The sequence below is a fragment of the Mesorhizobium sp. P2_C5_2 genome, assembly GCF_056404535.1.
This window is the reverse complement of the sequence record NZ_JBFUDV010000004.1, coordinates 504,233-527,826: the sequence shown is the minus strand read 5'-3', so window position 1 is coordinate 527,826 and position 23,594 is coordinate 504,233. Positions and strand designations below refer to the sequence as shown.

Genomic DNA, 23,594 nt, shown 5'->3' with positions numbered 1-23,594 from the left:
CAGTCTTCCTCTCAGAAATATGCAACGCGTCACTGGCCAAACACGACCGCATGCATGATCCGGCCCGGCAGCAGCGTGAACACGCCGGCGCCGATCAGCGCGAAAACATAGAGCGAAATCATGACCCTGCGATGTTTAGCGATGCGATGCATATGCGCGTGCCAGACCGCAAGCGGTACGGTGACCAACACTATGATCGACAAGATGTGGATCGGGCTGAACGGGCCGATGAGGCGTATCTGCTGGATCCAGAAACTGGAGATGGCGATGACCAGCATCAGCGCCGCCCAGGCGTAGCCCATCACGCGATGGCGCGTCGTGCCTTTCGGCAGCGCCAGTTGGGTGCCACCTAAAACCAGCGCGGTAAGGGCCGCGAAGGCGTGCCAGGGAATGGGAGGGGGCGCCGATAGAAGCGGTCCGAGCGACATCGCGCCCTCTCCCTAGATTGGCTATCGCTCGCTGCTCAGAACGGGATTTCGTCGTCCAGTTCGCGTGACGAGCCGCCGCCACCGCCACCGCCCCTGGCGCCACCGCTGTTGCCGCCACCACGGTTGAAGCTTTCATTGGGGCTCGACTGGCCGAAATCCGAGCCACGGCTGGCGCCGCCGCCACCGGCATAGTTGCCGACCTGGCCGCCGCCCTCGCCGCGTGAATCGAGCATCTGCAGCTCGCCGCGGAATTTCTGCAGCACGACTTCCGTCGTGTACTTGTCGGCGCCGGTCTGGTCCTGCCATTTGCGTGTCTGCAGCTGGCCTTCGACGTAAACCTTCATGCCCTTCTTCAGGTACTGTTCGGCGACCTTGGCGATCTGGTCATTGAAAATGACGACATTGTGCCACTCGGTCTTTTCCTTACGCTCGCCGGAATTCTTGTCGCGCCAGCTTTCCGACGTGGCGATGCGGATGTTGACGACCGGGTCACCCGAATTCAGGCGACGAATTTCAGGGTCCGCGCCGAGGTTACCGACCAGAATGACCTTGTTGACGCTACCCGCCATGACACTTCTCCGCGCTCATCCGAAACAAATTTTAAGTCGCTCACCTTACAGCCTGCAGACAATCCTCGCTTGCCGCGGCTGGCTTTTCCCACAAGGTTTTTGTTCTATTTTTGTTCTATTCCTGTCACCTCCTCCTGTCAAGAAACGTCAACAAGAGGTAGGGTAAGCGCCTGAAATTGCGACCATGCCGGATCGAAAGGCGGTGGCGAATGAAGGTCATTGCGCATCTGGACCAGCCGCGAGAGCAGTGGCGGGCAGGCGTGGACACCCGAATGCAGGTCTCCGCCGACAACGGGGCAAGCCAGCTTTGCCTGTTCGAACAATGGGTTCAGCCCGGCGTCGGGGCTCCGACCCACCAGCACCCGGTGGAGGAAGTGCTGACCGTCATCGCCGGGACCGCTGAAATGTGGATCGATGAAGACCATCTGACGCTGACTGCCGGACAATCGCTCCTCATTCCTGCCCAACGAAAACACGGGTTTAGAAACGTTGGCGCCAAAACGCTTCACATCCAGGCCGTGCTGGCGTCACCGATCTTCGAGGCGGCGTTCGAGGGCTCTGCCGAGCCGGTGAGGCGCTGGCTTCCGGCGGCGCCATAAAACACCGCTTGCCAAATCAATAAGTATCGACTTATGCTTTTGCCATGATCGAAGCAGAGATTTTTCGCGCCCTGGCCGACCCGACGCGGCGCGCCGTCTATGAGCGGCTCGCCGGCGGCGAGATGAGCGTGTCGGAGCTGCGAAGCGGCATGAGCGTGTCGCAGCCGGCGGTGTCGCAGCACCTCGCCGTGCTGCGCGGCGCCGGCCTGGTCAGCGAAAGGCGCTCCGGCCGCAACGCGTACTACCGCGCCGATCCGCAAGGGCTCGAGCCGCTGCTCGGCTGGATCGAACGCTACCGCGCATTCTGGCCGGAACGCATGGAAAGACTGAAGGCCGTTTTGAAGGACATGGATCAATGACCGAGCATGCGAAAAATAAGGAAGACGCACTCGAATTTGAATGCGACCTCCCGGACGCACCGGAAAAGGTGTGGCGGGCGCTGACCGTGCCGGAGCTTTTGGCGGCCTGGATGATGCCAAACGACATCAAGCCGGAAACCGGCAGTCGCTTTGCCTTTGCCGGACCAGAGGCGCCGATCGAGTGCGAAGTGATCGATGCCGAACCTGGGCGTTTGCTGCGCTACTCCTGGCGCGAGCGGTCGCAGACCGGTGATGCCAATGGGCTGGACAGCATCGTCACCTTCACGCTTTCGCGCACCGTTTCCGGCGGCACGCATCTGCGCATCGTCCATGACGGGTTTGTCCAGGCAGCAATGCCCGCAGTTGCGATGGCGGGCGCCGGCTGCCGGCTTTCGCTGCGCGCAAACAAGCCCAGACTACCTATCGCCGCGAACGCGCCGCGCCTGCTGTTGCGCGCCGCTTGATCTAGAGAAAACCGAACGGAGACAATGAGATGAGCGGCTTTGCCAATCTGGTGCCGATGGTGATCGAACAATCGAGCCGCGGCGAACGCGCCTTCGACATTTTCTCGCGGCTGCTGCGCGAGCGCATCATCTTCGTCAATGGCGAGATCAATGACGGCATGTCGGCGCTGGTCTGCGCCCAGCTGCTGTCGCTGGAATCGGACAATCCCGACAAGGAGATCTCGCTCTACATCAACTCGCCGGGCGGAGTGGTGACCAGCGGTTTCGCCATCTATGACACGATGCAATATGTCAGTTGCCCAGTGTCGACGGTGTGCATGGGCTTTGCCGCCTCGATGGCCTCGTTCCTGCTGATGGCGGGAACGCCGGGACGGCGCATCGCACTGCCCAATGCCAGCATCGTGCTGCACCAGCCCCTGGGCGGCTTCCAGGGCCAGGCCTCGGACATCCAGCGCCATGCCGAAGGTATTTTGCGCACCAAGCGGCACATGACGGAGCTCTACGCGCACCATTGCGGTCGCACCTATGAAGAGGTCGAACGCACGCTCGACCGCGATTTCTTCATGACCGCGCGAGAAGCCAAGGATTGGGGCCTCGTCGACCACGTCTTCGATACCCGCAAGCAGGCGGCTGCCTGATCGCCGCATTGAAGGCTGGCCGGCGTCGCGTCAATTTGATGCCGCCGGTCTGGCCTCGCATTGAGCGCATCACTATAGTCTTGCGATGCGCTACCGCCTGAACAGACTGATGACCGCCATTGCGATCACCGCCGCGGCCGCCGGCGCGGCTTTTGCCGGGAACAGCCCATCGCAACCGCAGACGGGCGCCCTGCCCGGCGTAACCAGCGACTACCGCATCGCCAAACCCGCGCCGCAGCCGGAGCCGGACGACGCGCTGCCTACCGGCGAGAACGGCACATTCAAGATCGGCGACACCGATGTCACGATTTCCGGCAGCATCACTGTCGATGTCGGTACGGGTGGGATCAAGCCTTCGAACCGATAGGGTCGGATCAGGCTCCATTTCATAAGTCAGCGCCGCCCCTCATCTGGCTGCCGCCATCTTCTCCCCGTGTGAACGGGGAGAAGGACGCTGCCATCAAGGATTTCGCCAATCGCGCAGGCACAAACAGACAGCCCCGCCGTTGCTTCCGCAAACGGTCGGGGCTTTTTTTGGATTTAAAATCCAACTTGCCGGTAGTGTTATACCGACTTTTTTCTCGGATGCTTCGCGGCATTCAGCCGACGATCCGACTATCCGTCTCTGATTTTTGTGGGATTCGGCAGGTCACGGTTTGTCGGGTGGTTTGTTGGATTAAAGCGATGCGTTCGTTTGGACGCATACACTCTAATGCCTTGAAACTACCCTGGCACTTATGCCCGCCGCGGCTCCAACGAGATGTGGAGCCTCAAAGGACTATCCGGTGGCGTCATGCTCCGCTCCTATGTCCGTTGCGACTGTTGTCGTCCGAAGCACAAATCGCGAAACCTGCGGCGTCTCGCAGGCCACCTATGGGCGGCGAGGCCATCGAAAGACGGCCGGCTCCGGTGACTTCTGAAGACTGCGCCCCTGATTCCGCGACGTCAACCTTGAATAGCCGGTTACCGAAAAATGTGATCGCCGGGAGCTTACGTCAGGGTCAGTTTCTGAAACATCCTTGTCAGTTTCTGCACAGCTTTGTCAGGAGCGTGTTCGGCCTTTGTTCTTTCCGCTTGCCCCTTCGCGCGAAAGACGGTTAAACGACTTTGGTCGAGAAGTGTGGCGTCTCTCGACGTGGCGGCAAAAATACCTACATAGGGGATGGCCGGGAAAACCCCGCCGATCCCACTGATACCAGACTTGAGGCGGCGACCGGCGATGGCCGACCATAAATACCTTTCCATTCGCGGTGCACGCGAACACAATCTGAAGAATGTCGATCTCGACCTGCCGCGTGACAGCCTGATCGTCATGACCGGTCTGTCGGGCTCCGGCAAATCGTCGCTTGCCTTCGACACCATCTATGCCGAGGGCCAGCGTCGTTATGTCGAGAGTCTATCGGCCTATGCGCGGCAATTCCTCGAAATGATGCAGAAGCCGGACGTCGACCAGATCGACGGCCTCTCGCCTGCCATCTCGATCGAGCAGAAGACGACGTCGAAGAATCCGCGCTCGACGGTCGGCACCGTCACCGAGATTTACGACTACATGCGCTTGCTGTTCGCGCGTGTCGGCATTCCCTATTCGCCGGCCACCGGCCTGCCGATCGAGAGCCAGACGGTCAGCCAGATGGTCGACAGGGTGCTGGCAGTCGAAGAAGGCACGCGCCTGTTCCTGCTCGCCCCCATCGTGCGCGGCCGCAAGGGCGAATACCGCAAGGAACTGCTGGAGCTGCAGAAAAAGGGTTTTCAGCGCGTCAAGGTCGACGGCGTCTTCTATGAGATCGCCGATGTGCCGGCGCTGGACAAGAAGTACAAGCACGACATCGACGTCGTCGTCGATCGCATCGTCGTGCGTGGAGACTTGGCAACACGGCTTGCCGATTCCATCGAAACGGCGCTGAAGCTCGCCGAAGGGTTGGCCGTGGCAGAGTTCGCCGACAAGCCGCTCGACGCCAGCCAGACCGGCGAAGACTCCGTCAACAAATCGAAGAACGAGACGCATGAGCGCATCCTGTTCTCGGAAAAATTCGCCTGCCCGGTCTCCGGCTTCACCATTCCGGAGATCGAGCCCAGGCTGTTCTCGTTCAACAACCCGTTCGGCGCCTGCCCGACCTGCGACGGTCTCGGCAACCAGCGCGCCATCGACGCCAGCCTGATCGTACCGGATGAAAACGTCTCGCTGCGCGACGGCGCCGTCAGCCCGTGGGCGAAATCGACCTCGCCCTATTACGCGCAGACGCTGGAAGCGCTGGGCAAGGCGTACGGCTTCAAGCTCGGCGACAAGTTTAGGGATCTGACCGAAGAGGCCAAGGAAGCCGTCCTGCGCGGCACCGGCGAGCGCGAGGTCACCTTCCAGTACGATGACGGCTTGCGGTCCTACAAGACGACCAAGACGTTCGAAGGTGTCATCCCCAATCTCGAGCGGCGCTGGAAGGAAACCGAATCCGCCTGGATGCGCGAGGAGATCGAGCGCTTCATGTCGGCGACGCCTTGCCCGGTCTGCAAGGGCTACCGGCTGAAGCCGGAAGCGCTGGCGGTGAAGATCGCGGGAAAACATATCGGCGAGGTCACCGAGCAGTCGATCCGAAACGCCGACAAATGGTTTACCGACCTGCCGGCGCAACTCAACGACAAGCAGAATGAAATCGCCGTGCGGGTGCTCAAGGAGATCCGCGACCGGCTGCGCTTCCTCAACGATGTCGGTCTCGACTATCTTACGCTGTCGCGCAATTCCGGCACGCTGTCGGGCGGCGAGAGCCAGCGCATTCGCCTGGCCTCGCAGATCGGCTCGGGCCTCACCGGCGTGCTCTATGTGCTGGACGAGCCGTCGATCGGCCTGCACCAGCGCGACAATGCCCGCCTGCTCGACACGCTCAAGCATCTGCGCGACATCGGCAACACGGTGATCGTCGTCGAGCATGACGAGGACGCAATCCTGCATGCCGACTATGTCGTCGACATGGGCCCGGCCGCCGGCATCCATGGCGGCGAGATCATCGCCCAGGGCACGCCGCAGCAGGTGATGGCCAATCCGAATTCGATCACCGGCAAATATCTGTCGGGCGCGCTGGAAGTGGCCACACCAGGTGTCAGGCGCGAGGCGAAGAAGAACCGCCGGATCAAGGTCGTCGGCGCGCGCGGCAACAATCTGAAGAACGTCACCGCCGAAATTCCGCTCGGCACTTTTACCGCTGTCACCGGCGTGTCGGGTGGCGGCAAGTCGACCTTCCTGATCGAGACTTTGTTCAAGGCGGCCTCGCGCCGCATCATGGGCTCGCGCGAACATCCGGCCGATCACGACCGCATCGAGGGGCTCGAATTCCTCGACAAGGTCATCGACATCGACCAATCGCCGATCGGGCGCACACCGCGCTCCAATCCGGCCACCTATACCGGCGCTTTCACACCCATCCGTGACTGGTTTGCCGGACTGCCGGAAGCCAAGGCGCGCGGCTATCAGCCAGGCCGCTTCTCCTTCAACGTCAAGGGCGGCCGCTGCGAGGCCTGTCAGGGCGACGGCGTCATCAAGATCGAGATGCACTTCCTGCCCGACGTCTACGTCACCTGCGACGTCTGCCATGGCAAGCGCTACAACCGCGAGACGCTCGATGTTGTGTTCAAGGGCAAGTCGATCGCCGACGTGCTCGACATGACGGTCGAGGAAGGCGTCGACTTCTTCGCCGCCGTGCCCGGTGTGCGCGACAAGCTCGATACGCTGAAGCAGGTCGGCCTCGGCTACATCCATATCGGCCAGCAGGCGACGACACTGTCAGGCGGCGAGGCGCAGCGCATCAAGCTGGCCAAGGAACTTTCACGCAAGGCAACCGGCAAGACGCTCTACATCCTCGACGAGCCGACCACCGGCCTGCATTTCCACGACGTCGCCAAGCTTCTGGAAGTGCTGCACGAACTGGTCGACCAGGGCAACACGGTAGTGGTCATCGAGCATAATCTCGAAGTGATCAAGACCGCCGACTGGGTGCTCGACCTCGGCCCCGAAGGCGGCGACGGCGGCGGTGAACTGGTCGCCCAGGGCACGCCGGAAGCCATCGTGCGCGAAAAGCGCAGCTACACCGGCCATTTCCTCAAGGAATTGCTCGAGCGACGGCCCGGGGGCAAGCGCGAAGCGGCGGAGTGATAGACAGACCGGTCGAGCGCCTGGAGAGCTTTGAATGATGTTCCGACAGGCGCTTGCCGGTGATCTTGACGCAGTCGTCTCGCTGACGCGGGCCGCCTACGAGCATTACACGCCTCTGCTCGGCGCGCCGCCGATCCCGGTCACCGAGGATTATGCGCCGCGCATCGAACGCGGTGAGGTCTGGTTGCTGGAGAGTGGCTCGGATCTCGCCGGGCTGATCGTCATCGAGCGGCATTCCGATCATGTGATGATCTTCAGCGTCGCCGTCTCCCCCGCGTTCCAGGGCAGGAAACTCGGCACCGCGCTGCTCGACTTCGCCGAAGAGCAGGCGCGGTCGTGGGGCGTTCCGGAGGTGCGGCTCTACACCAATTCGCGCATGGAACGGAACATTGCGATCTACACTGCCTATGGTTTTCGCGAAACAGGGCGCCGGGCCAATCCCCACCGGCCGGGATGGACGGTCGTCGATATGGCAAAACCTGTCGGCGAGGCGGCCTGATTTTTCTGAACTCGGCCAGACTTCTGAACTCGGGAGGACGACTATGAGCACTTCAGGAACAATCCGCTCGGGCATGGGCGGCTGGACTTTCGAGCCCTGGGATACGTCCTTCTATCCAGACAAACTGTCGAAGGCCAAGCAGCTGAACTATGCCACCCGCCAGGTGCCAAGCATCGAGGTCAACGGCACCTACTATTCCAGCTTCAAGGAGCCAACCTTCATCAAATGGGCGAGCGAGGCGCCCGACGGTTTCGTCTATTCGCTGAAAGGCAACCGCTTCGTCACCAACCGGCGCGTGCTTGGCGAAGCCGGCGAATCCATGACGCGCTTCCTCAGCTCCGGCGTCGCCGCGCTCGGTGAGAAGCTCGGGCCGATCCTGTGGCAGTTCGCGCCGACGAAAAAGTTCGATGCGGACGATTTCGAAGCCTTTCTGAAGCTGCTGCCGGAAAAGCAGGACGGGGTGGCGCTGCGCCATGCGCTCGAGGTGCGCAACGACAGTTTCATCGTGCCGGAATTCGCCGCACTCGCGCGCAAATACAAGGCGGCGATCGTTTATGCCGACCATGTCAAATACCCTGATATCGCCGACATCACCGGCGATTTCATCTATGCGCGGCTGCAGACCGGGTCGGACGACAATCCCGACTGCTACACCCCGAAAGGCCTGGACGAATGGGCAGCGCGGGTAAAAACCTGGGCGGAAGGCAAGCAGCCGGCGGATCTGCGGCGCGCCGATCCGGCCTTCGACGCGCCAGTCAAGCCGCGCGACGTGTTCGCCTACTTCATCACCGAGGGCAAGGTGCGCGCGCCGTTCGGCGCCATGGCGCTGATGAAGCGGGTGAGCTAGCTGGGGCGGCGAACTTCCACACGGCGCTTTGGTTTTGTTGCGGAACCTGCCGGGCATCTTGATCGTTTTATCTTTGCAGGCGCTGAGGTCGCCGCGAGTCGCCAACCATCCCGCAAGGTCCTGCATCAGATGCAGGACGTGAAGGAGGCGAGACATGATTGTTATCCTCTTCGGTGCGTTGCTCACCGTCGCCGGCGTTGTGTATATGGCGGGCGCAGTTCTCAGGCGCGGGCGGCTCAGCGATCCGGCACCCTCTCCGGTTGTGCCGATTCACCCTGGGGGAAATTTCGTAAAGTCAGGTCCGACGCTGGAGCCGCGGCGGCGCGGGCTTGGCTTTCTCGGCCTGTCGCAGAATTGGCCAGGCCTCCTGATGATGGGCGTCGGCCTCATCCTGCTGCTATCGGTGGTCCTCTAAACGCAGCGAAATCACGGCATCTTCAGCGCCATCGTAACCTTATCGATACCTCCGTAACCTTATCGATACCTCCTTCCTGCATAAATCGGGGGTCGGTCCCGTCGTAGAGACAGGCTGCCGCGGGCAAGGACGAGGGCATGTCGCTCGACTACAATTCCCTTCTGCTGGCTGTCGGGTTTTCCGCCGCTTGCCTCGGTATGACTCTGTTTGGCATCTGGCTAACCGCGCGCTCGGAAAAATTCCTGCTGACATGGGCGGTCAGCGTGCTTCTGATCGTCTGCGACGTCTTCGCCTACCAGGCCTATATCGACACGCCCGGACGCCTGCTTGGCCTCGCCACCTTCACGTTCCTGCTGCTCGGCTTCGCGACCATGCTGGGCGCGGCCCACCAATTCACGACCGGCGCCTCGCCGCTGCCGCGCATCGGCATAGGCGCCGGCGTCTCGCTGGCGATCGCCTTGCCACCAATGGCGCTTGGCTATGACGGGCTGGGCTTCATGCTGGAAAATGCCTTTGCCGCGCTGCTCCTGTTTGCGACGGCCTATGAATACTGGAAGGGGCGAACCGAATTCCCGGCCCCCATCATCGGTATCGCCGGGCTTTACACAGCCACTGCCATATCCTTCGTGCTGTGCTCCGGGGTGCTCGTCTGGGATGGCAGGCTGGTGCTCGGCCATGCGCCGAGCAACTGGGCAGAGAATCTCAGCCTCATCGTTGTTATCGCCTGCATGACCGGCATCGGCGCGCTGTCGCTGGCGCTCAACCAGGGGCGCCTGGCACAGCATCACCGACGCGAAGCGCTGACCGATCCGCTGACCGGCCTACTCAACCGCCGCGCTCTGTTCGATCTGCATGGCAAAACACCGGTAGGGGTTTTCACCGCCGTGATCGTGTTCGATCTCGATGGCTTCAAGGCCATCAACGACGAGTTCGGCCATGCCACCGGCGACGAGGTGCTGAAACTGTTCGCCAAGGATTTGACCGCCAATCTCCAGCCGGGCGATGTCGCGGCGCGCATGGGCGGAGAGGAGTTCGCGCTGGTCCTCGATCGCATCTTGCCTGAGAAGGTGGAATTCATAGCCGAGCGCATCCGGGCCAGTTTTGCCTCGCGCCGGATCGATACAGAGACCCGCCTGCTGGCCTGCACGGTCAGCGCCGGCTACGCCTTCGGCAGCGAAGGCGGCACCAAGTTCGACAAGGTGCTCAGCGCCGCCGACAAGGCGCTTTACGGCGCCAAGCGCGGCGGCCGCAATCGGGTGCTGGCCTTCCGGCGCGCCGGTTAGGCTGTGCCGATATTCAGGTGATGCCGGCCTGCAAATGGCGGCTCTCTGCGCTTCCGGTGCTCACGTACTAAAGTACGCTCCGCTCCGGTTCTCGGCAGCCACCATTTTCGGCACGGCCTGACCTGAATCTCAACACATCCTCAGTCCGAAACAGTCACGCCGCCAGGACGATCTCGTTGTAGGTGTCGAGATCCACATAGAAAACCTTGGTGATTTCGCCGATCAGCTCATCAGGCTGGTAGCCCTGCGAGCGCAGAATGTTGATGGCGGTGATGATGTCGACGCGCTCTGTCAGTCGTCGTTTCTGGTGGTCCTCGACGAACCGTTCCATAGCCCTATTCTCCTGGCAAGATTATCTGGACGCATTGACCGACAATCAGAACTGCGAGGGAAAGCTAGGGTGGCTTGCTTGCGTGGAACTTGCAGGCTGAGCCAGCGCATTCCCTCGATCTGCTACAGACTGATACGGAAGCGGCCGACTCACCGAGGGCCTAGGAAAGACTAGCATGCAGTATTCGGCGTGCCAGTGTTGAGTATGGCGCCGCTGACGAAAGTCAGGCGCAGAGGCGCGGACCTTCGCGACTTCGTCATCCTTGGGCGTGGCTCCGCGAGGCGGGGCGAAGACCCAGGGATCCATGCCGTGACGAAGAAGCGTTACCAACGGTTCAGAAGGTCGAATGGCCAATGTGCCGTAGAAGCGGTTTTATTCTGCATCGCGGCGCTCGTTGGCGGATGTCGCGGCATGGATTCTAGGGTCTGCGCGCGTCGCTCCGCTCCTTGCTCCGCCCTAGAATGACGAAGTGGTTCTGGGCATTTCGGCCAATCTTCGACGTGAGCGATCCGTGCAGCCGTTCGACCTGCGTTATACCGTCAGAAACTTCCTGACATCCGCCCTATCCAGATCTTCCGCCGGGCCGGTGTGGACGATCTGGCCGCGATCCATGATGTTGACCTCGTCGGCGAGTTCGCGACAGAAATCGAGATATTGCTCGACCAGCAGCACGGCGATGCCGGCCTGGTCGCGCAGATAGCGGATGGCGCGGCCGATGTCCTTGATGATCGAGGGCTGGATGCCTTCCGTCGGCTCGTCCAGCACCAGCAGTTTCGGCCGCATCACCAGCGCGCGGCCGATGGCGAGTTGCTGCTGCTGGCCACCGGAGAGATCGCCGCCACGGCGGCCGAGCATCTGCTTCAGCACCGGGAACAGTTCGAAGACATGCGCCGGCACATTGCGGTCGCTTCGCTTCAACGGAGCAAAGCCGGACTCCAGGTTCTCGCGCACCGTCAGCAGGGGAAATATCTCCCTGCCCTGCGGTACGAATGCGATGCCCGACCGGGCGCGATCATACGCCGCGCTCCGGTCGAGCGCCTTCCCCTCGAAGGCAACACTTCCGCTCGTCAGCCGGTGGTGGCCGACGATCGATCTCATCAAACTGGTCTTGCCGACGCCGTTGCGGCCGAGCACGCAGGTGATCTTGCCGGCACCAGCGGTCAGCGACACGCCGCGCAGCGCCTGGGCGGCGCCGTAGTGGAGCGTGGCGTTGGAAACTTCCAGCATGTCAGCGCCTTCTCCAGAAGCGAAGGAAAGACAGATCGAAGCGATGGAATTGCACCCGCCACACCATGCTCATCTCCCGAGATAAACTTCGACGACACGTTCGTCGGCCGAGACAAAGTCGAGCGAGCCTTCCGACAGCACCGAGCCCTCATGCAGGCAGGTGACCTTGACGCCGAGCTCGCGCACGAAATGCATGTCGTGTTCGACAACGATGACCGAATGGTCGCGCGCGATATCCTTGAGCAGCCGCGCGGTCTCCTCGGTTTCGGCATCGGTCATGCCGGCGACCGGCTCGTCGACCAAAAGCAGTTTCGGGTCCTGCGCCAAAAGCATGCCGATCTCCAGCCATTGTTTCTGGCCGTGGCTGAGATTGGCTGCCAGATCGTGACGCTTGTCGCCGAGCCGGATGACGCCAAGGATGTCGTCGATCTGCCGCGCCTCGGCGGCCGAGCGGCGATGGAACAGCGCCGGGAAGATCGAGCGCGGCCCCTTCAGCGCCAGCATCAGATTGTCTTCAACGCTGTGGTTTTCGAAGACGGTCGGCTTCTGGAATTTGCGGCCGATGCCCATCATGGCGATCTCGGCCTCGTCGTGCCGGGTGAGGTCGACCTGGCCGTCGAAGAACACCTCGCCCTCGTCGGGCCGCGTCTTGCCGGTGACAATGTCCATCATTGTCGTCTTGCCGGCACCGTTGGGCCCGATGATGGCGCGCATCTCACCCTTGTCGAGCACAAGCGAGAGATTGTTGATGGCGCGAAACCCGTCGAAGGAGACCGAGACGCCGTCGAGATAGAGGATGGTGTTGGACTTCGACATCGCTCTACTCCGCCGGCTGCGGTTCGGGGCCGGACGCGGACCAGGCACCGGGCGTTGTCGCCGCGGAGCGAACGATCTTCGGGGGCGGCGGGACATCAGGGTCGGCGCCGGCTTCCTCGGCGATCGCGGCTGCCCGCATCGCCCGAGCGTTGCCGCGCCAACTGTCCCACATGCCGACGATGCCCTTGGGCAGGAACAGCGTGACGGCGACGAACAGGCCGCCGAGCGCAAACAGCCAGAATTCCGGCAGCAGCCCGGTGAACCAGGATTTGCCGGCATTGACGAGCAGCGCGCCGACGATCGGGCCGACAATGGTGCCGCGCCCACCGACGGCTGCCCAGATCACCACTTCGATCGAGTTGGACGGCTCGAACTCGCCGGGATTGATGATGCCGACCTGCGGCACATAGAGCGCGCCGGCAATGCCAGCCATCACGGCCGACACGGTGAAGGCGAACAGCTTCACATTCTCCGCCCGCCAGCCAAGGAAGCGGGTGCGGCTTTCGGCATCGCGCACAGCCATCAGCAGCTTGCCGTATTTGGAGCCAACGATGGCCCAGGTGATGAAGACGGCGAGCGCCAGCATCGCCGCACTGGCGGCGAACAGGGCCGAGCGGGTCGCGTCGGCCTGGACGTTGAAGCCCAAAATATCCTTGAAATCGGTCAGGCCGTTGTTGCCGCCGAAACCCATATCGTTGCGGAAGAAGGCAAGCAGCAGCGCATAGGTCATCGCCTGGGTGATGATCGAGAGATAGACGCCGGTGACGCGGCTGCGGAAGGCGAACCAGCCGAAGACGAAGGCGAGCAGGCCGGGCACGGCGAGCACCATGATGGCGGCGAACCAGAAATGGTCGAAGCCGGTCCAGAACCAGGGCAATTCCTTGTAATTCAGGAATACCATGAAGTCGGGCAGGATGGGATTGCCGTAGACACCGCGCGAGCCGATCTGGCGCATCAGATACATGCCCATCGCATAGCCGCCGAGCGCGAAGAAGGCGCCGTGGCCGAGCGAAAGGATGCCGCAATAGCCCCAGACGAGATCGAGCGCCAAGGCAAGCAGTGCGTAGCAGAGATATTTGCCGGTCAGCGCGACGATATAGGGCGGAATATAGAACGCGCTGGTCGGCGACACCGCGAGGTTGAGCAGCGGCACGATGATGGCGGCAGCCGACAGGATGAAAATGGTGATGGCGATGCGGCGGTCGGCGCCAGCGGCAAAGAAGTGTCCAGTGATCATGCTTCCACCGCCCTGCCCTTGAGCGCGAACAGGCCGCGCGGGCGCTTCTGGATGAACAGGATGATCAGCACCAGCACGACGATCTTCCCGAGCACCGCGCCGGCATAGGGTTCCAGAACCTTGTTGACGATGCCGAGCGAGAAGGCGCCAACCAGCGTGCCCCAGAGATTGCCGACGCCGCCGAAGACCACGACCATGAAACTGTCGATGATGTAGCCGCGGCCGAGATTGGGCGAGACATTGTCGATCTGGCTGAGCGCGACGCCGGCAATGCCGGCAATTCCCGATCCGAGAGCAAAGGTCAGCGCGTCGACCCAGGGCGTCCGGATGCCCATCGAGGCGGCCATGCGCCGGTTGGCGGTGACGGCGCGCATCTGCAGGCCCCAGGGCGTGCGCTTCATGACGTAGAGCAGCACCCCAAAGACAGTGAGCGCGAAGACCAGGATCCACAGCCGGTTCCAGGTGATGGCCAACTGGCCGACGTCGAACGAGCCCGACATCCAGGAGGGATTGCCGACCTCCTGGTTGGTCGGCCCGAAGATCGAACGCACCGCTTGTTGCAGCACCAGCGAGACGCCCCAGGTCGCGAGCAGCGTTTCCAGCGGCCGGCCGTAGAGAAAGCGGATGACGCCGCGCTCGATGATAAGGCCGACAGAAGCAGCAACCAGAAAAGCCAGCGGCAGCGCGATGACCAGCGACCAGTCGAACAGGCCGGGGAATGAGGTTCGGATCACCTGCTGGACGACAAAGGTGGTGTAGGCGCCGAGCATCACCATCTCGCCATGCGCCATGTTGATGACGCCCATGACGCCGAAGGTGATGGCAAGGCCGATGGCCGCGAGCAGCAGCACCGAGCCGAGCGAAATGCCGTACCAGATGTTCTGGCCGGCATCCCACAGCGCCAGGCTCGAATTGATGCTGGCGATTGCCGCGGTCGCCGCGTCCTTGACCGCGCCTTGCGCATTAGCCTCGACCGCGGTCAGCAGCGAGAGCGCGTCGCGATCGCCGCGCGCGCCGATCAGCGCGACTGCCGCGAGCTTGTCCGCTTCCGGCTTGTCGGAGACCAGCACCGATGCCGCGCGCGCCTGTTCAAAGAGTGCCTTGACCTTGGCATCGGTCTCGGCGGCGATTGCCGCGTCGAGCGGCTCGATGTTGGCGGCATCGGGCGTCTTGAACATGGTATCGGCCGCGGCGATGCGGACAGACGGATCCTTGGCGCGGAGCGTCAGCGTGCCCAGCGCGTCGCGGATGACACGGCGCAGCGTGTTGTTGACCTTGATCTTGGTGATATCGGTCTTGGCGGCATCGCCGGTCTTTTCGCCGCTCAGCGGATCGAGCAGCGAGACGCTGTCGCCGGCCTCATTGCCGACGAAAACCATGGAATCGGCTTTGCGGATGTAGAGATTGCCTTCGGCAAGAGCGGCAAGCGGCCGTTCAACCAGCGGATCGCCGGTAGCGGCAAGCTCGCGCACCACGGCCTCGATGGCGGAAAAGCCAGTGCCGGTGGCGAACTTGGCGATGATGGCGCGCAAATCGGCTTCGGCTGCGTTCGACGGCAACAGACTTGCCATCAGGAACACCAACATGAGGCCGAGAGCGCGCAACAGGATCATCCGTTCAGATACTTTTCCGGGAGGTGGAATTCGGCGTCCGGGCGGGCTGAAGCGCCCGGACGCCTTGCGGTCTCTGGCCTTGGAACCGGCCAGATGGCCATGGACCTGATGGTCCAGGCCGGGGAGGATCAGTTGGTCCCCTTGCCGCCGCACTTGCCGGTGGCGACGTTGAAGTTGCCGCAGGACAGAGGCGCGCGCCAATCCGAGATCAGGTCCTTGGAATCAGGCAGATAGTCGGACCATTCGTCGCCCATCACGAGGCCGGGCGTCTGCGACACGGTCTCGAACTGGCCGTCGGCCTGGATCTCGCCGATCAGCACCGGCTTGGTGATGTGATGGTTCGGCATCATCGTCGAATAGCCGCCGGTGAGGTTCGGCACGGACACGCCGACCATGGCGTCGATCACCTTGTCCGGATCGGTAGTGCCGGCCTTCTCGACCGCCTTCACCCACATGTTGAAGCCGATATAGTGGGCTTCCATCGGGTCGTTGGTGGTGCGCTTGTCATTCTTGATGAACTTGTGCCAGTCGGCGATGAACTTCTTGTTTTCCGGCGTGTCGACGCTCTCGAAATAGTTCCAGGCGGCGAGATGGCCGACCAGCGGCGCGGTGTCGAGACCGGCCAGTTCTTCCTCGCCGACCGAGAAGGCCATGACCGGGATATCCTCGGCCTTGATGCCCTGGTTGCCGAGTTCCTTGTAGAAGGGAACGTTGGCGTCACCGTTGACGGTCGAGACGACGGCGGTCTTCTTGCCGGCCGAGCCGAACTTCTTGATCGCCGACACCTCGGTCTGCCAGTCGGAGAAGCCGAACGGCGTGTAGTTGACCATGATGTCTTCGGCGGCGACGCCCTTGGCCTTCAGATAGGCCTCGAGGATCTTGTTGGTGGTGCGCGGATAGACATAGTCGGTGCCTTCCAGCACCCAGCGCTTCACCGAGCCGCCATCCTCGCTCATCAGGTAGTCGACAGCAGGGATGGCCTGCTGGTTGGGAGCCGCACCAGTGTAGAACACGTTGCGCTCGCTTTCCTCGCCCTCATACTGGACGGGATAGAACAGGATGTTGTCGAGCTCGGAGAATACCGGCAGAACGGATTTGCGCGACACCGAGGTCCAGCAGCCGAATACGGCCGCGACCTTGTCCTTGGAGATCAGCTCGCGCGCCTTTTCGGCGAAGAGCGGCCAGTTGGACGCCGGATCGACGACGACCGCTTCCAGCTTCTTGCCGAGCAGGCCACCCTTGGCGTTCTGCTCTTCGATGAGCATCAGCATGGCGTCTTTCAGCGTCGTTTCCGAAATCGCCATGGTCCCCGACAGCGAATGCAGAATGCCGACCTTGATCGTGTCTTCGGCGGCCTTGGCTGGAGACGACATCGACAGGCCGGCAGCGACCACGCCGGCCGAAAACATTTTTGTTATTGTAGCGAAATTACCCCTCATACCGAAGACTCCCAAGCTTGGTTGATTGCACCGCAACAATGCAATGCAACAGCCGTGCCAAATGCAAAGGCACCTCTCGGAAAGGGGAGATAGCCGAACGTTATCAGCCGGTTATTATATTAGCCTAAAGAAAACAAAGGCAGCCGGTTAAGAACTGATTGAGGGAAATTTGCGCAGCGCACAAGGCTTTTGCCTAATTTTCGCCCAAGTATGACAAGTGCCTAGATTTTGATCTCCGGCAGCGGCTTGCGGGCGAACAATATTGCAGCACGGCGCAAAAATGGGGCAAGCTCATTCCGCAAACGAGTAACCCGATGACATCCCGCATCTCATGCATTTCCGGCATCCTGCTGCTGATCGCAACGAGCGGCGCCGCGCGCGCCGACTTCAGCGATGGCAAGCTGCCGGACGGTACCTATCACTGCGAAGTCTATCTGCTGGGCGCCTTCCTGAACCTCGGCGACATTACCATCAAGGGCAATGTCTATAGCGGCCCGGTGACGTTCGGCACCGCGCCGCAAGGCTACAACTACCAGATGAACGCCAATGGCGAGATCACCTGGCTGGGCCCGCTGGGCGGCTACACCACCGGCGGCAACTCAGTCTCGATGACGCAAGCCACGCTGGACGGCGAGACCACCCCGTCGTTTGACATCATCCTGAAGCAGCCCGACGGCGCCTTCACTGCCTCGACCTGCACCAAGGGCTGAGCGAGCCCGATCCAGTCGTTCGCTTGCGGTTTCCTCTCCTGTCATGCGGATGTTGCCGAAGCAGACTACGGCAGCGGTGCGCCGTAACATCCACCCTGAGAGGCAGACACCATGGCCAATGCACCGTCTTCATCCTCCCCCGTCATCCGCGACGTCATTGCCGAGCGCGTCTCGCGCCGGTCTCTTTTGAAAGGCAGCCTTGCCTCCGGCGCGCTGATTGCCGGCGGCAGCTTTGTCGGCTCCCTGTTTGCCGGTGAAACGCATGCCGCGGCAGCGCAGTCGACGCTTGGCTTTCCCGAGTTGAAGCGCGTCTACGACAAGACCCATGCCGCCGCCGAAGGCTATGAGACGACCATCGTCGCGCGCTGGGGCGATCCGCTTGCCGCCGGTCTCGCCGAGTTCGACGGCAACAAGGTCGCCGCGGACGAACAGGAAAAGCGTTTTGGCTACAATTGCGACTACATCGCCTTCATGCCGCTGCCCAAAGGCACGGTCAATTCCGACCATGGCCTGCTCTGCGTCAACAATGAGTACATCTCGCCCAATGTGATGTTTCCGGGCACGACCGAGGACGATTCCGGCAAGACGATGACCAAGGAACAGGTCGATCTCGGCATGGCCGCGATGGGGCATTCGATCGTCGAAGTGCAGTTGAAGGACGGCAAGTGGGAAACGGTTGCCGACAGCCCGCTCAACCGCCGCATCACCGCCAACACCGAAATGACCGTTTCCGGACCGGCCGCCGGCCATGCCCTGATGAAGACCTCAGCCGACGTCACCGGCACCAAGGTGCTCGGCACCAGTTACAACTGCAGCGGCGGCTTCACCCCCTGGGGCACGGTGCTGACCTGTGAGGAAGGTGTTTCCGATATTTTCGGCGGTGACCCGAAGAAGGCGCCGACCGCCGAGCTTCTCGACCGCTACGGCTTCGACGGCTCCGACATCTACGGCCGCGGCCGCTTCCATGACCGCTTCAACCTCGACAAGGAGCCGAACGAGGCAAACCGCTTCGACTGGGTGGTGGAGATCGATCCCTACGACCCGCAGTCCAAGCCGGTGAAGCGCACAGCGCTCGGCCGCATGTCGCATGAGGCCTCGACGGTGGTCCTCAACAAGGACGGTCGCGTCGTCGTCTATATGGGTGACGACGACTATTTCGAATACATGTATCGCTTCGTCTCGGCCAAGGCCTACGACAAGGCCAACTCGGCCTCCGGCGCCAATCTGCTCGACGATGGCGTGCTATCGGTCGCCCGCTTCGATGCCGATGGTTCGATGACATGGCTGCCTTTGGTGCACGGCCAAGGCAAGCTCACCGCCGAAAACGGTTTTGCCGACCAGGCCGAGGTGCTGTTGAAGACGCGGTTTGCCGCCGACGCGCTCGGCGCCACGCCGATGGACCGGCCCGAGGATATCGAGACCAATCCGGTGACCGGCCGTGTCTATGCGGTGATGACCAAGAACAAGAAGCGCGACCAGTCGAAGGTCAATCCGGCCAACACCCGGCCGGAAAACCTGTGGGGCCATATCGTCGAGCTGATCCCGCCCGGCGGCCGTGGCGCGGACGCCGACCATACGGCGGAAAAGTATGCCTGGGACCTGTTCGTGCTCTGCGGCAACCCGAAAGATGCCAAGGTCGGCGCCACGTTCCATCCGGATACGTCGGACAATGGCTGGTTCGTCTGCCCCGACAACATCACCTTCGACCCGGCCGGGCGGCTGTGGGTGGCGACGGACGGCGCCAATGATTTCGACCTGCCGGACGGCGTCTACGGCGTCGACACGGAAGGCGCGGCGCGCGGCCTGCCCAAACTGCTGTTCACCTGCCCGCATGGCGCGGAGGCGACCGGCCCATGCTTCACGCCGGATGGCACGACGCTGTTCCTGTCGGTGCAGCATCCTGCGGAAGACGCCGAGACGCTCGACAAGGTGCAGACGCTGTGGCCCGACTTCAAAAACGGCCAGTTGCCGCGGCCTTCCGTCGTCGCCATCCGCCGCAAGGACGGGCAGCCGGTCGGCGCTTAGCCAGACGAAAAAGGCGGAACGCGACTTGGCGCGTTCCGCCTTGAGGTCCGGGAGGACGGTTTTTGGTCGGCTTAGATCGTCTTGGCCGACATTTGCGAGGCGATGTATTCGGCCTGGCGGATCGCCAGCGACACGATCGTCAGCGTCGGGTTCTCCGCCGCCCCGGTGGTGAACTGGCTGCCGTCCGACACGAACAGGTTCTTGATGTCGTGCGCCTGGCCGTGTTTGTTGACGACGCCGTCTTCCGCCTTCTCGCTCATCCGGTTGGTGCCGAGATTGTGGGTCGAGGGATAGGGCGGCGTCGGGAAGGAGCGCGTTGCGCCGACCGCGTCGTAAAGTGCGGTGGCCTGCTTGTAGGCATGGTTGCGCATCACCGTGTCGTTGGGGTGATCATCGAAATGCACGTCGGCGATCGGCATGCCATGGGCATCCTTCTCGTCCTTGTGCAGGGTGATGCGGTTTTCCGCGCGCGGCATGTCCTCGCCGACGATCCACAGGCCGGCCATGTGATCATAGTGGTCGAGCGCCGTGGTGAAGGAACGGCCCCAGCCGCCCGGATTGAGGAAGGCGGCCATGAAAGGCAGGCCGAGCGACAGCGTCTCGAACTCGTAGCCGCCGACAAAGCCGCGTGAGGGATCGTGCCGCGCCTCGTCGCGGATGATGCCGGCCATGGTGGTGCCGCGATACATGTGCACCGGCTTGTCGAAGATGGCATAGACCGAGCCGGTGGTGTGGCGCATGTAGTTCTTGCCCACCTGCCCCGACGAATTGGCGAGGCCGTGCGGGAATTTGGACGACTCCGAATTGAGCAACAGGCGCGGGCTTTCGATCGAGTTGCCGGCGACGGCGACGATGCGGGCCTTCTGCTCCTGCAGCTTGCCGTCCTTGTCGGCATAGACGACGCCGGTCACCTTGCCTGAAGCATCGTGGTTGATCTTGATCGCCATGGCATTCGGCCGGACTTCGAGATGGCCGGTCGCCTCGCCCTTGGGGATTTCGGTGTAGAGCGTCGACCATTTGGCGCCCCATTTGCAGCCCTGGAAGCAGAAACCGGTCAGCTGGCAGGAATTGCGGTCGTCGCGCTCGACCGAGTTGATGGCCATGTTGCCGGTGTGGCATTCCTTGTAGCCGAGCTTGTCGGCGCCGGCCTTCAGCACCTTGAAATTGTTGTTGCCGGGCAGCCGCGGCCAGCCATTGGTGCCGGTGACACCCATCTTGGCTTCGGCCTTGGCGTAATAGGGCTCCATCTCGGCCAGCGTGACTGGCCAGTCCAGAAGGTTGGCGCCGTCAACCTTGCCGTAGTTCGTAAGTGCCTTGAACTCATGCTCCTGGAAACGCAGCGAGGCGCCCGCCCAGTGCGTGGTCGAACCGCCGACCGATTTGACGATCCAGGCCGGCAAATTCGGGAAATCCTTCGACACCCGCCAGTCGCCGGAGGTCGTGCGCTTGTCCGTCCAGGCGAGCTGGCTGAAGGAAGCCCACTCGTCGTTGATGAAATCCTCATATTCGTGGCGGGCGCCGGCCTCGAGGATGACGACATCGACGCCTTTCTGGGCGAGTTCGTTGCCGAGCGTGCCACCGCCGGCGCCGGAGCCGATGATGACGACCACGCCGTCGTTGTTGAGATCAAATGAAGCTGCCATGGTTTCCTCCCATGAATTCCTGTTTGCGAGTTTCAGAACGACGGAGGGCTCAAAGCCACTCGATGTCGTCGAAACCGCGCGCGATGTAGCCGCCCTTGGAGTAGGATTCGCCCTCGTAGCCGAAGATCGGCCACACCTCCTGCTGGTTGTAGAGGCTGACGACGAGGCCGCCGCGGATGGACTGGAAGAACGGCGTCGCCTCGATCTTCTGCAGCACGGCGACGCGCTGCTCCTCCCAGCCGAGGCCGCGATAGCCGCCCTCACCCGACTTCTTGTCGAGGTCGGCAATGCCGTCTTCGATCATCGTCTTGTAGGCGGCGTCCTTGCCGGCCTGCTCGTCATGGCCTTTCACGGCAATGGCGTAGTATTTGTCCGGGACCTGATCGTGCGGATAGATGTCGCGCGCCATCTGGATCAGCGTCGCCATGGTTTCGGGCTTGAGCGCCGATGTCTCGAGACCCCAGGCATTTTCGGGGCTGATGACCGCACTGCCGGAGATGACGAGCAGCGCGCCGATGCCGCCGCGCTTGAGAAGTTCACGACGTGAGAGCCCAGGCTTTCCGTCATAGATCGTGACCATTTTGTTCCTCCCTGCTTGCTATTTGCGCCCTTGAAGAGCGCCGTTGCTGGCGTCGCGCGGCTGAACGCGGCGGAATAATCCCCTACTGGAAGCGCCCTCCACGCTGCAGAACCTCGATCTTGTAGCCGTCGGGGTCCTCGATGAAGAAAAAGCGGGCGATCAGCGACCCATCGCGATTGAACTCGACGATTTTCTTGGGGTTGAGGCCGAGCGCGCCGATCCGGTCGTGCTCGCTGTCGAGATCGGCGACCGAGACCGCCAGGTGGCCGTAACCGTCGCCAAGCCCATAAGGCTCGGCGCGGCCCTTGTTCACGGTGAGTTCGAGTTCGAACCCGGTTTCGGCGTTGGCGAGGTAAATCAGCGTGAATGTCTCGAAATCCAGCCTGTCGGCGATATCGAGCCCGAAAGCGTTTCTGTAGAAATCGACGGATCGGGCCTCATCGAGGACCCGGATCATGGAATGGATCGCTTTCGCCAAATCAGTCTCCGTCGCTGCATGTTGGAGGCGATTATGGGCGGCGCTAATAAAAGGTGGTGGCAGCCGGTTACCACGGCTAAATTTGCAATCGCTGCTATGCCTGCGCCTAGCGACCAAAGTCCGATTGCCGTTTGCGGCTTTCGGGCCGAAAATGGCTGGACAAATATACGCTTGAAGGCGCGACTCACTGCGCCCAAAACCAACAATATCGGGAGGTAGGAATGTGCAGGGTTTTTGCCGGGCAGGATCCGGAAGGCTACCGACAGATCAACCGGTCGATCCGCATCGACGGCCATTCGACGAGCATCCAGCTTGAAGCGACATTCTGGGCGCTGCTTGACGAGATTGCCGACAGCCAGGGCCTGACGACGCCGAAATTCATCTCAAAACTCTATGACGAGGCGATCGAGATCAACGGCGCGATCCCGAACTTCGCCTCGATGCTGCGCACCACTTGCGCGCTTTATCTGCGCGGCCATCGTCCGGATATGGATGAGCTGACGCCGAAGCGCGAAGCCGCTTGAAGCTTATGCCTCGGCCGCAACGTCGAGCCCGAGCCGCGCCATGTCGGTGAATAGGGCCTGGCGCTCGGAATAGGTAGTCTGTTCGTCGGTCACGATGTTGTCGACCACAGTCAGCAACGACAGGGCGCGGGCGCCGAAATGCGCCGCGATGCGATAAAGGGCGCTGGTTTCCATGTCGACAGCAAGCGCGCCAAGCGCCTGTGCTTCAGCGAATCGATCGCGCCCTTCCGGGTGATAGAATACATCGCTGCAGATGGTCAGCCCTGCCTGATGGTCGATGCCGAGTTGAGCAGCGCAGGCCAACGCGTGGGCAAACAGGCCGGGATCAGGCCCGGCGGCGGCATCGTAGAGGCCGAAGACCTGGCCGCTTCGCTCGCTTTCGGCGCGCACCGACTGCGAGATCACGACCGAGCGCAGCGGCACGCCGGCGGTCAGGCCACCGCAGGTGCCGGTGCGGATCAGCGTTTTGACGCCGTGGAAATCCAGGAGCTCATGCACATAGATCAGGAAGGACGGGACACCGATGCCGGTGGCCTGGATGCTGATGGGCCGGCCGCGATAGAGGCCGGTAAAGCCCAGCGCGCCCCGGCGGCGGTTGACGCAGCGCGGCGCTTCAAGAAACGTCTTTGCCATCCACTCGGCGCGCTGCGGATCGCCCGGCAACAGCACGGTTGCGGCATAGTCACCCTTGGCTGCCTCGTTGTGCGGCGTCACGACATGCTCCCCAAA

General features: G+C 62.2%; 25 protein-coding genes. 13 read left to right on the top strand and 12 right to left on the bottom strand.

The window, feature by feature from the left end; genetic code table 11:
• Positions 1 to 29: 29 nt before the first annotated feature.
• Complete coding sequence (locus tag AC1D1B_RS17745; protein ID WP_477333757.1) at positions 30 to 428, bottom strand: DUF2306 domain-containing protein; 399 nt, start codon at positions 426 to 428, stop codon at positions 30 to 32.
• 35 nt (positions 429 to 463) lie between these two features.
• The gene (ssb, locus tag AC1D1B_RS17740; protein WP_477333756.1) at positions 464 to 997 is read right to left on the bottom strand and encodes a single-stranded DNA-binding protein; all 534 of its coding nucleotides are present in this window, start codon (positions 995 to 997) and stop codon (positions 464 to 466) included.
• 176 nt (positions 998 to 1,173) lie between these two features.
• On the opposite strand from ssb, the gene AC1D1B_RS17735 reads away from it, so the two are divergent.
• From AC1D1B_RS17735 to AC1D1B_RS17690, 10 genes are all read left to right on the top strand, one after another.
• Positions 1,174 to 1,596, top strand: a complete 423-nt coding sequence (locus AC1D1B_RS17735) for a cupin domain-containing protein (RefSeq protein ID WP_477333755.1) — start codon at positions 1,174 to 1,176, stop codon at positions 1,594 to 1,596.
• Positions 1,597 to 1,640: 44 nt separating this feature from the next.
• The gene (locus tag AC1D1B_RS17730) at positions 1,641 to 1,955 is read left to right on the top strand and encodes an ArsR/SmtB family transcription factor (RefSeq protein WP_477333754.1); all 315 of its coding nucleotides are present in this window, start codon (positions 1,641 to 1,643) and stop codon (positions 1,953 to 1,955) included.
• Positions 1,952 to 2,419, top strand: a complete 468-nt coding sequence (locus AC1D1B_RS17725; protein WP_477333753.1) for an SRPBCC family protein — start codon at positions 1,952 to 1,954, stop codon at positions 2,417 to 2,419. The genes AC1D1B_RS17730 and AC1D1B_RS17725 overlap by 4 nt, the downstream gene beginning before the upstream one ends.
• A 29-nt stretch (positions 2,420 to 2,448) precedes the next feature.
• Positions 2,449 to 3,057: an ATP-dependent Clp protease proteolytic subunit gene (locus AC1D1B_RS17720; protein ID WP_477333752.1), complete on the top strand. Its 609-nt coding sequence runs from the start codon at positions 2,449 to 2,451 to the stop codon at positions 3,055 to 3,057.
• A 109-nt stretch (positions 3,058 to 3,166) separates the two neighbouring features.
• The gene (locus AC1D1B_RS17715; protein ID WP_477333751.1) at positions 3,167 to 3,424 is read left to right on the top strand and encodes a hypothetical protein; all 258 of its coding nucleotides are present in this window, start codon (positions 3,167 to 3,169) and stop codon (positions 3,422 to 3,424) included.
• Positions 3,425 to 4,276: 852 nt separating this feature from the next.
• Positions 4,277 to 7,198, top strand: coding sequence for an excinuclease ABC subunit UvrA (gene uvrA / locus AC1D1B_RS17710; RefSeq protein ID WP_477333750.1), 2,922 nt, complete (start codon positions 4,277 to 4,279; stop codon positions 7,196 to 7,198).
• Between the two features lie 34 nt (positions 7,199 to 7,232).
• Positions 7,233 to 7,697: a GNAT family N-acetyltransferase gene (locus AC1D1B_RS17705; RefSeq protein WP_477333749.1), complete on the top strand. Its 465-nt coding sequence runs from the start codon at positions 7,233 to 7,235 to the stop codon at positions 7,695 to 7,697.
• A 43-nt stretch (positions 7,698 to 7,740) separates the two neighbouring features.
• Entirely contained in the window at positions 7,741 to 8,544 is an 804-nt protein-coding gene (locus AC1D1B_RS17700) for a DUF72 domain-containing protein (protein WP_477333748.1), read from the top strand.
• 154 nt (positions 8,545 to 8,698) lie between these two features.
• Positions 8,699 to 8,959, top strand: a complete 261-nt coding sequence (locus AC1D1B_RS17695) for a hypothetical protein (RefSeq protein WP_477333747.1) — start codon at positions 8,699 to 8,701, stop codon at positions 8,957 to 8,959.
• A 137-nt stretch (positions 8,960 to 9,096) separates the two neighbouring features.
• On the top strand, positions 9,097 to 10,242 hold the full coding sequence (locus AC1D1B_RS17690) for a GGDEF domain-containing protein (RefSeq protein ID WP_477333746.1): 1,146 nt from the start codon (positions 9,097 to 9,099) through the stop codon (positions 10,240 to 10,242).
• A 154-nt stretch (positions 10,243 to 10,396) separates the two neighbouring features.
• Here the strand turns inward: AC1D1B_RS17690 and AC1D1B_RS17685 are convergent, their stop codons facing one another.
• The 6 genes from AC1D1B_RS17685 to urtA form a co-directional block, all read right to left on the bottom strand.
• The gene (locus AC1D1B_RS17685; RefSeq protein WP_477266637.1) at positions 10,397 to 10,573 is read right to left on the bottom strand and encodes a hypothetical protein; all 177 of its coding nucleotides are present in this window, start codon (positions 10,571 to 10,573) and stop codon (positions 10,397 to 10,399) included.
• A gap of 531 nt (positions 10,574 to 11,104) precedes the next feature.
• Positions 11,105 to 11,800 carry an urea ABC transporter ATP-binding subunit UrtE gene (gene urtE / locus AC1D1B_RS17680; protein WP_477333745.1) on the bottom strand — a complete coding sequence of 232 codons (696 nt, stop codon included), beginning with the start codon at positions 11,798 to 11,800 and terminating at the stop codon, positions 11,105 to 11,107.
• Between the two features lie 69 nt (positions 11,801 to 11,869).
• Complete coding sequence (gene urtD, locus AC1D1B_RS17675; protein WP_477333744.1) at positions 11,870 to 12,616, bottom strand: urea ABC transporter ATP-binding protein UrtD; 747 nt, start codon at positions 12,614 to 12,616, stop codon at positions 11,870 to 11,872.
• Positions 12,617 to 12,620: 4 nt separating this feature from the next.
• Entirely contained in the window at positions 12,621 to 13,853 is a 1,233-nt protein-coding gene (gene urtC, locus AC1D1B_RS17670) for an urea ABC transporter permease subunit UrtC (protein ID WP_477333743.1), read from the bottom strand.
• Positions 13,850 to 15,466, bottom strand: coding sequence for an urea ABC transporter permease subunit UrtB (urtB, locus tag AC1D1B_RS17665; protein WP_477333742.1), 1,617 nt, complete (start codon positions 15,464 to 15,466; stop codon positions 13,850 to 13,852). The genes urtC and urtB overlap by 4 nt, the downstream gene beginning before the upstream one ends.
• Before the next feature lie 128 nt (positions 15,467 to 15,594).
• Positions 15,595 to 16,905 carry an urea ABC transporter substrate-binding protein gene (gene urtA, locus AC1D1B_RS17660; protein ID WP_477333741.1) on the bottom strand — a complete coding sequence of 437 codons (1,311 nt, stop codon included), beginning with the start codon at positions 16,903 to 16,905 and terminating at the stop codon, positions 15,595 to 15,597.
• A gap of 314 nt (positions 16,906 to 17,219) precedes the next feature.
• Between urtA and AC1D1B_RS17655 the strand changes: the two genes are divergently transcribed.
• On the top strand, positions 17,220 to 17,615 hold the full coding sequence (locus tag AC1D1B_RS17655; RefSeq protein WP_477333740.1) for a hypothetical protein: 396 nt from the start codon (positions 17,220 to 17,222) through the stop codon (positions 17,613 to 17,615).
• A gap of 111 nt (positions 17,616 to 17,726) precedes the next feature.
• Positions 17,727 to 19,640 carry a PhoX family protein gene (locus tag AC1D1B_RS17650; RefSeq protein ID WP_477333739.1) on the top strand — a complete coding sequence of 638 codons (1,914 nt, stop codon included), beginning with the start codon at positions 17,727 to 17,729 and terminating at the stop codon, positions 19,638 to 19,640.
• Between the two features lie 71 nt (positions 19,641 to 19,711).
• Here the strand turns inward: AC1D1B_RS17650 and AC1D1B_RS17645 are convergent, their stop codons facing one another.
• The 3 genes from AC1D1B_RS17645 to AC1D1B_RS17635 all read right to left on the bottom strand — a co-directional run bounded on the left by AC1D1B_RS17645 (position 19,712) and on the right by AC1D1B_RS17635 (position 22,341).
• Positions 19,712 to 21,283: a GMC family oxidoreductase gene (locus AC1D1B_RS17645; protein WP_477333738.1), complete on the bottom strand. Its 1,572-nt coding sequence runs from the start codon at positions 21,281 to 21,283 to the stop codon at positions 19,712 to 19,714.
• Between the two features lie 49 nt (positions 21,284 to 21,332).
• A complete protein-coding gene (locus tag AC1D1B_RS17640; RefSeq protein WP_477333737.1) occupies positions 21,333 to 21,863 on the bottom strand; it encodes a gluconate 2-dehydrogenase subunit 3 family protein in 531 nt (176 codons plus the stop codon).
• A gap of 82 nt (positions 21,864 to 21,945) precedes the next feature.
• Positions 21,946 to 22,341 (bottom strand): VOC family protein, encoded by a 396-nt coding sequence (locus AC1D1B_RS17635; protein WP_477333736.1) that lies wholly within the window; start codon positions 22,339 to 22,341, stop codon positions 21,946 to 21,948.
• Between the two features lie 221 nt (positions 22,342 to 22,562).
• On the opposite strand from AC1D1B_RS17635, the gene AC1D1B_RS17630 reads away from it, so the two are divergent.
• Positions 22,563 to 22,865: a ribbon-helix-helix domain-containing protein gene (locus tag AC1D1B_RS17630; RefSeq protein WP_181057146.1), complete on the top strand. Its 303-nt coding sequence runs from the start codon at positions 22,563 to 22,565 to the stop codon at positions 22,863 to 22,865.
• Between the two features lie 3 nt (positions 22,866 to 22,868).
• Here the strand turns inward: AC1D1B_RS17630 and AC1D1B_RS17625 are convergent, their stop codons facing one another.
• Positions 22,869 to 23,579 carry a purine-nucleoside phosphorylase gene (locus tag AC1D1B_RS17625; RefSeq protein ID WP_477333735.1) on the bottom strand — a complete coding sequence of 237 codons (711 nt, stop codon included), beginning with the start codon at positions 23,577 to 23,579 and terminating at the stop codon, positions 22,869 to 22,871.
• Positions 23,580 to 23,594: the final 15 nt, after the last annotated feature.

Bases quoted from the DNA above. Each gene is read 5' to 3' on its own strand.
- AC1D1B_RS17745 (WP_477333757.1), bottom strand. From the start codon at position 428: ATGTCGCTCGGACCGCTTCTATCGGCGCCCCCTCCCATTCCCTGGCAC.
- ssb (WP_477333756.1), bottom strand. From the start codon at position 997: ATGGCGGGTAGCGTCAACAAGGTCATTCTGGTCGGTAACCTCGGCGCG.
- AC1D1B_RS17730 (WP_477333754.1), top strand. From the start codon at position 1,641: ATGATCGAAGCAGAGATTTTTCGCGCCCTGGCCGACCCGACGCGGCGC.
- AC1D1B_RS17725 (WP_477333753.1), top strand. From the start codon at position 1,952: ATGACCGAGCATGCGAAAAATAAGGAAGACGCACTCGAATTTGAATGC.
- AC1D1B_RS17720 (WP_477333752.1), top strand. From the start codon at position 2,449: ATGAGCGGCTTTGCCAATCTGGTGCCGATGGTGATCGAACAATCGAGC.
- AC1D1B_RS17715 (WP_477333751.1), top strand. From the start codon at position 3,167: ATGACCGCCATTGCGATCACCGCCGCGGCCGCCGGCGCGGCTTTTGCC.
- uvrA (WP_477333750.1), top strand. From the start codon at position 4,277: ATGGCCGACCATAAATACCTTTCCATTCGCGGTGCACGCGAACACAAT.
- AC1D1B_RS17705 (WP_477333749.1), top strand. From the start codon at position 7,233: ATGATGTTCCGACAGGCGCTTGCCGGTGATCTTGACGCAGTCGTCTCG.
- AC1D1B_RS17700 (WP_477333748.1), top strand. From the start codon at position 7,741: ATGAGCACTTCAGGAACAATCCGCTCGGGCATGGGCGGCTGGACTTTC.
- AC1D1B_RS17695 (WP_477333747.1), top strand. From the start codon at position 8,699: ATGATTGTTATCCTCTTCGGTGCGTTGCTCACCGTCGCCGGCGTTGTG.
- AC1D1B_RS17690 (WP_477333746.1), top strand. From the start codon at position 9,097: ATGTCGCTCGACTACAATTCCCTTCTGCTGGCTGTCGGGTTTTCCGCC.
- AC1D1B_RS17685 (WP_477266637.1), bottom strand. From the start codon at position 10,573: ATGGAACGGTTCGTCGAGGACCACCAGAAACGACGACTGACAGAGCGC.
- urtE (WP_477333745.1), bottom strand. From the start codon at position 11,800: ATGCTGGAAGTTTCCAACGCCACGCTCCACTACGGCGCCGCCCAGGCG.
- urtD (WP_477333744.1), bottom strand. From the start codon at position 12,616: ATGTCGAAGTCCAACACCATCCTCTATCTCGACGGCGTCTCGGTCTCC.
- urtC (WP_477333743.1), bottom strand. From the start codon at position 13,853: ATGATCACTGGACACTTCTTTGCCGCTGGCGCCGACCGCCGCATCGCC.
- urtB (WP_477333742.1), bottom strand. From the start codon at position 15,466: ATGATCCTGTTGCGCGCTCTCGGCCTCATGTTGGTGTTCCTGATGGCA.
- urtA (WP_477333741.1), bottom strand. From the start codon at position 16,905: ATGAGGGGTAATTTCGCTACAATAACAAAAATGTTTTCGGCCGGCGTG.
- AC1D1B_RS17655 (WP_477333740.1), top strand. From the start codon at position 17,220: ATGACATCCCGCATCTCATGCATTTCCGGCATCCTGCTGCTGATCGCA.
- AC1D1B_RS17650 (WP_477333739.1), top strand. From the start codon at position 17,727: ATGGCCAATGCACCGTCTTCATCCTCCCCCGTCATCCGCGACGTCATT.
- AC1D1B_RS17645 (WP_477333738.1), bottom strand. From the start codon at position 21,283: ATGGCAGCTTCATTTGATCTCAACAACGACGGCGTGGTCGTCATCATC.
- AC1D1B_RS17640 (WP_477333737.1), bottom strand. From the start codon at position 21,863: ATGGTCACGATCTATGACGGAAAGCCTGGGCTCTCACGTCGTGAACTT.
- AC1D1B_RS17630 (WP_181057146.1), top strand. From the start codon at position 22,563: ATGTGCAGGGTTTTTGCCGGGCAGGATCCGGAAGGCTACCGACAGATC.